General features: G+C 76.1%; 5 protein-coding genes. 4 read left to right on the top strand and 1 reads right to left on the bottom strand.

Annotated features, from left to right (window positions below; all coding sequences use genetic code 11):
• The first annotated feature begins 233 nt into the window (after positions 1-233).
• On the top strand, positions 234-557 hold the full coding sequence (locus tag ACFXPX_RS30850; RefSeq protein ID WP_375897323.1) for a nuclear transport factor 2 family protein: 324 nt from the start codon (positions 234-236) through the stop codon (positions 555-557).
• Positions 558-570: 13 nt separating this feature from the next.
• Here the strand turns inward: ACFXPX_RS30850 and ACFXPX_RS30845 are convergent, their stop codons facing one another.
• Positions 571-1,791 carry a serine hydrolase domain-containing protein gene (locus ACFXPX_RS30845; protein ID WP_380644156.1) on the bottom strand — a complete coding sequence of 407 codons (1,221 nt, stop codon included), beginning with the start codon at positions 1,789-1,791 and terminating at the stop codon, positions 571-573.
• An 86-nt stretch (positions 1,792-1,877) separates the two neighbouring features.
• Between ACFXPX_RS30845 and ACFXPX_RS30840 the strand changes: the two genes are divergently transcribed.
• The 3 genes from ACFXPX_RS30840 to ACFXPX_RS30830 form a co-directional block, all read left to right on the top strand.
• Entirely contained in the window at positions 1,878-2,396 is a 519-nt protein-coding gene (locus ACFXPX_RS30840) for an NUDIX hydrolase (RefSeq protein WP_380644155.1), read from the top strand.
• A 72-nt stretch (positions 2,397-2,468) separates the two neighbouring features.
• Positions 2,469-3,377, top strand: coding sequence for a TetR/AcrR family transcriptional regulator (locus tag ACFXPX_RS30835; RefSeq protein WP_375897317.1), 909 nt, complete (start codon positions 2,469-2,471; stop codon positions 3,375-3,377).
• Between the two features lie 139 nt (positions 3,378-3,516).
• Positions 3,517-5,094, top strand: a 1,578-nt coding sequence (locus tag ACFXPX_RS30830) for a hypothetical protein (RefSeq protein ID WP_380644154.1), incomplete at its 3' end; no start/stop codon positions are given.

Below are 5,094 nucleotides of genomic sequence, written 5' to 3'. Positions count from 1 at the left end.
TCCCCCCCCGCGGGGGGGGGCTTCTGCGCGCCGCGTGGGGGGGGGGCGCCCCCCCCGCGGGGCCGCCCGCCCCACCGCCACTCCCCGCGGCGGGCTCACCGGGCAAATCGCCTGTTTCGGGATCTAAGCACATGAATCCGGTGATTTTGCCGACGCGCCGCCGACATGCCCGGACGGCCCGCGCGAACGCCCTAAACAAGGACTCCCGTTCCTCTTCCCTTCGGGAGTCCTCGATGACGATCGCCCCCAGCAAGCTCTCCGACCCCGCCGTCCGCGCCTTCGTGACCGCGGTCAACGCCGGCGACCGCGACGCCTTCCTGGCCACGCTCACCCCCGGCGCGACCATGTCCGACGACGGCTCCGACCGCGACCTGGCCGACTGGACCGAGCGCGAGATCTTCTCCTCGCGCGGCCGGATGGACGTCCAGACCGAGTCCGGCCACGGCCACGCCCTGGTCGCCAACTTCACCAACGACACCTGGGGCGAGATGCGCACCGCCTGGCGCTTCACCGTCGACGGCGGGAAGATCAGCCGCTTCGAGACCGGCCAGGCGTAGGGATCGGCAGGGCTCAGGACAGCCCCAGGCACCCCCGCACCGCGCGGATCAGGTTGCGCGAGCGCACGTCCCCGGTGACGCCCGGCTGCATCCCGTTGGTGACGTACCCGAAGCCGAGCCCGAGCTCAGGGTCGGCGAAGCCCAGCGAGCCGCCCCGGCCCGGGTGGCCGAAGCTCGCCGGGGAGGCCATCGGCGCGGTCGGGCCGTGCCGCCAGAAGCCCAGGCCGAAGGTCGAGTTGACGATCAGCACCCGGTCCGGGCCGTTCGCCACCGGCCCGACCGCACGGGCCAGCACCTCCGGGCCGAACAGCGGGGGCAGCAGCGCGCCGGAGCCGTCCGGGCGGTCGGCCGCGCCGATCAGCGCCGCGTAGAACCGGGCCACCGAACGGGCCGTGCCGATGCCGTTCGCGCCGGGGATCTCGGCGGCCTGCACCACCGGGTCGTTCATGTCCACCCCGGGCAGCACCGAGGCGAAGGCCCGGGCGGTCAGCGAGGCCGGGTCCTGGTAGGCGTCCCGGACGGACTGCTTGGGCCGCAGCCGCAGCCCGCTCGGGCCGGTCCGGGCCGCCTCCGGGGCGGGCAGGTCGACCAGCTTGCCGACCCGGGGCGCGGCACCGGCCGGCAGCCCGATCCACAGGTCCAGCCCGAACGGCCGGGCGATCTCCTCGGCGAAGTACTGGCCGACGGTCCGGCCGCCCGCCCGCCGCACCACCTCGCCGACCAGCCAGCCGAAGGTGTACGGGTGGTAGCCGTGCGCCGTCCCGGGCTCCCAGGCGGGCTCCTGCGCGGCCACCGCGTCGACGGCGCGCTCCCAGGTCAGCACGTCGTCCAGGCTCAGCGGCACGTCCAGCGCCGGCACCCCGGCCTGGTGCGACAGCAGCCAGCGCACCGGCACCGCGCCCTTGCCGGCCGCCTTGAACTCCGGCCAGTACGAGGACACCGGCGCGTCCAGGTCGAGCAGGCCCCGCTCGGCCAGCAGCAGCGCGGTGGCCGCGGTCAGCCCCTTGGTCACCGAGCGCAGCACCTGGGCGGTGTCCGCCGTCCACGGCACCGCGGGCGCGGGCCGGCCGCCGACCTCGGGCCGGGCGTCGCCGCCCCACAGGTCGACCACCTTGCGGCCGCGCAGGTACAGCGCGAAGGCCGCGCCCAGTTCGCCGCACTCGGCGAAGTTCCGCGCGAAGGCCTCCCGTACCGGCTCGAACCCCTCGGCCGTCTCGCCCCAGATCTCCACCACCGCGCGCCGTCCTCAGCCCGTTCGTCGACGTTCGAATACCTCGGTCCCGCGTTCGAAGCGGGCCCGGAAACCCTAACCTGTCGTTCATGACCAACCCTGCCGAAGAGCTGCTGGACATCGTCGACGAGAACGACCGGGTGGTCGGGACGGCGCTGCGGGGGGAGGTGTACCGCCAGGGGCTGACCCACCGCTGCGTCTTCATCATGGTCCGCGACCCGGCCGGGCGGATCTTCGTCCACCGGCGTACGGACACCAAGCTGTTCTCCCCCGGCGCGTACGACATGTGGGTCGGCGGCGTGGTCGGCTCCGGCGAGAGCTACGCCGACGCGGCCGTCCGGGAGGCCGAGGAGGAGCTCGGCGTCCGGGGCATCGCCCCGCGTCCGCTCTTCAAGTTCCTGTTCCGGGAGCCCGACGGCGGCAAGCTCTCCTGGTGGTGCGACATGTACGAGGCGGAGTGGGACGGCCCGGTCGCCCCGCAGGAGTCCGAGGTCGCCTGGCACGCCTGGCTCACCCCGGCCGAGCTCGCCGAACGCCTCGCCCGCGACACCTTCGTCGTCGACGGCCTGGAGGCCTACCGCCGCTACCTGGAGCTCAAGGCCGGGTAGCCGGCCGGCCGGGCCGGCGAGCGCGGGACAGGCCGCATGGGCCCGCGGACGGCCGCCGGATAGGCTGCGCGCATGGCCTCCCGTACGCCGTCGCCGACGGCCGACCGCGCAGCACGGACCGCCGCCGCCCCCGACCGGGGGGCCGCGGGCGAGCGGCCGCGTCGGCGGCTGAGCGTGGACGAGCGGCGGGAACAGCTGATCGCCGTGGCCCTGGAGCTGTTCAGCCGGCGCCCGCCGGAGGAGGTGTCGATCGACGACATCGCCGCCGCCGCGGGCGCCTCCCGGCCGCTGGTGTACCACTACTTCCCGGGCAAGCAGGCGCTGTACGAGGCCTCGCTGCGGCGCGCCGGGCGGGAGCTCTCGGCGCGTTTCGAGGAGCCGATGGAGGGGCCGCTGTCGGAGCGGCTGTTCCGGGTGATGGGCCGCTACCTGGACTTCGTGCAGAGCCACGGGCCCGGCTTCGCCGCGCTGCTGCGTGGCGGCTCGGTGGCGGCCAGCCCGGGCACCTCGGCGGTGATCGACGAGGTCCGCCGGGCGGCGCACGACCAGATCCTCGCCCACCTGGCCGTCCCGGCGCCGAGTCCCGGGCTGCGGCTGACCGTCCGGGCCTGGATCGCCAACGCGGAGATCACCTCGCTGGAGTGGCTGGCCGAGCGGTCCGTACCGCTGGAGGAGCTGCAGCTGCACCTGGTCCAGGAGTTCGTCGCCTCGCTCACCCTCACCGCCGCCCGGGAGCCCGCGCTGGCCGCCGAGCTGGCCTCCTTCTTCGCCGACGAGCGGCCCGAGGGGCCGTCCGGGCGGCTGGTCCAGGACCTCGTCGGGCTGTTCGCCGTCCCCGGCATCCTCGACGCGCTCACCGCGCTGGCCGCTCCGACGGCCGGTTCGGCACCCGTCCCGGCGCCCGCCCCGACGGCCGCGGCGCCCGTGGACGAACCGTCCGCGCAGGCCACGGAAGGGTCCGCCGACGCCTCCCCGGCGTGATCATCGGGTGATCCTGCGGTTCGGTGCCGACGGTGGGCTCTGATAGGAATGGGCGGGGACCTGACGACCCGCCGCCCAGGCGGTTCCGGTCCCACCCGAACCACCGATCGCAGACGGAGCAGAGCGGGGGGCTCACCAGTTGACCCAGGACGTCCAGTTCAGTGCGGAGGCCAACCCCTTCGCGGCAGCCGAGCAGGTCAGCGCGACCCTCGGCACGCTCACCGACGCCCTCTTCGACGAGCACACCTCGCGCCACCCGGCCGCCGCGCTCAGCACCCCGAAGCCGGCCGAACACCCCGCCGCCGAGGCCCTGTTCGGCCTGCCGCTGGCACCCAACGGCCCGGTGCACGAGGCCCTCGACCGGCTCGGCACGGTACTCACCGCCGGAACGGCCCGGCCCGGCAGCGGCGCCCGGGTCGCTGACCGGGTGACGACCGCACTGCACCACCGCTACGGCGGCGGCGCGGTGCGCGGCGCCATCGCCGACCGGGGCACCACCTCGGCCGCGCTGTTCCAGCTGCCGGTCACCGGCGAGTTCGCCGACGCCAAGCTGCGCCCGCCGTTCGCCCCGGCCCTGGCCGCGCTGGCGGCCGGTCAGCAGACCCGGCAGCCGGTCGAACTGGCCACCGGCGCGGGCGCCGAGGTCCGACTGGTCGTCCCGCCGGGCTTCCACCCGCTGACCTCCCCCGGCGGGCCCGCCGGGGTCACCGCCCGGGCCGTGCCCGCCGCCCCGGCGGACACCGCCGACGGCACCGACGGCACCGACCGGGCCACCCTCGCGGCGGCCGCCGAACTCACCGGGCACCTGGCCGAGGTCGCCGAGGAGCTGTTCAGCGCCACCGGGCCGGAGCCGCGCCGCGACTTCGCGGTGATCACCGCGACCCTGACCGACCTGCTCCACGACGCGGGCGTCCGCTACGCGGGCGTGTGCGCGCTGGAGGTGGACGGGCGCGCCTCCGAGGCCACCCTGGTCGTCTCGCTCGCCCGGCACCCGCTGCCGATCACCGAGCTCGCCACCGAACTGGCCACCGTCCGGCGGCACGCCGAGGTCTGGACGGTGCTGCTGCCCGCCGGGCCGGCCGCCGTCCTGGTCGAGGGCCGGACCGTGCCGGTGCCCGGGGCGCTGGCCGCCGACGGGCAGCGCCGCTGGGTGGTCACCTCGGCCGTCCAGGCCTTCGTACCGCTGCCGGACCGCGGGACGGTGCTGTGCGCCCAGCTGTCCACGGCCCGGCCGGAGGACTGGGAGCTGTACACCGAGGCGTTCGCGGAGCTGTTGAAGAGCATCCAGTTCGGCTGGGACGGCGAGTCGCTCCGGACCCCGGCCGCGCCCGCGCCGGAGGCCCCGCCCGTCGCTCCGCCCGTCCCGGTGCCCCCGCCCGCCGCCCCGGCGGCGGACCAGGAGGAGAAGCCGGTACACCTGCGCGGCACCCCGGTGCGCATCCCGCCCGCCGACTTCAACCCCTTCGCCCCGGTCGCGGAGGAGCCCGCGGCGACCGCCCCCGCGGCGGACGCGGCGGCTCCGGCCCCGCGCAAGGGCACCCCGGTGATGATCCCGCCGCCGGACTTCGACCCCTTCGGCATCTCCGGCACCACCCCCACCACGGACGGACCGGCCGCGCCGCCCGCCGGGGGCGCCCAGGCACCGGACCCGTTCGGCACCACGATCGCCGCCGAGCCGAAGCCCGACCCGTTCGGCACCACCGTCGCCGCCCAGGGC

Source organism: Kitasatospora sp. NPDC059146, from assembly GCF_042786665.1.
GTDB lineage: Bacteria > Actinomycetota > Actinomycetes > Streptomycetales > Streptomycetaceae > Kitasatospora.
Note: the sequence above shows the minus strand (reverse complement) of the source record. Positions and strands in the feature narration are given on the sequence as shown.

What these genes read in the sequence shown, in the direction of transcription:
- ACFXPX_RS30850 (WP_375897323.1), top strand. Translation starts at nt 234, where the DNA reads ATGACGATCGCCCCCAGCAAGCTCTCCGACCCCGCCGTCCGCGCCTTC.
- ACFXPX_RS30835 (WP_375897317.1), top strand. Translation starts at nt 2,469, where the DNA reads ATGGCCTCCCGTACGCCGTCGCCGACGGCCGACCGCGCAGCACGGACC.
- ACFXPX_RS30840 (WP_380644155.1), top strand. Translation starts at nt 1,878, where the DNA reads ATGACCAACCCTGCCGAAGAGCTGCTGGACATCGTCGACGAGAACGAC.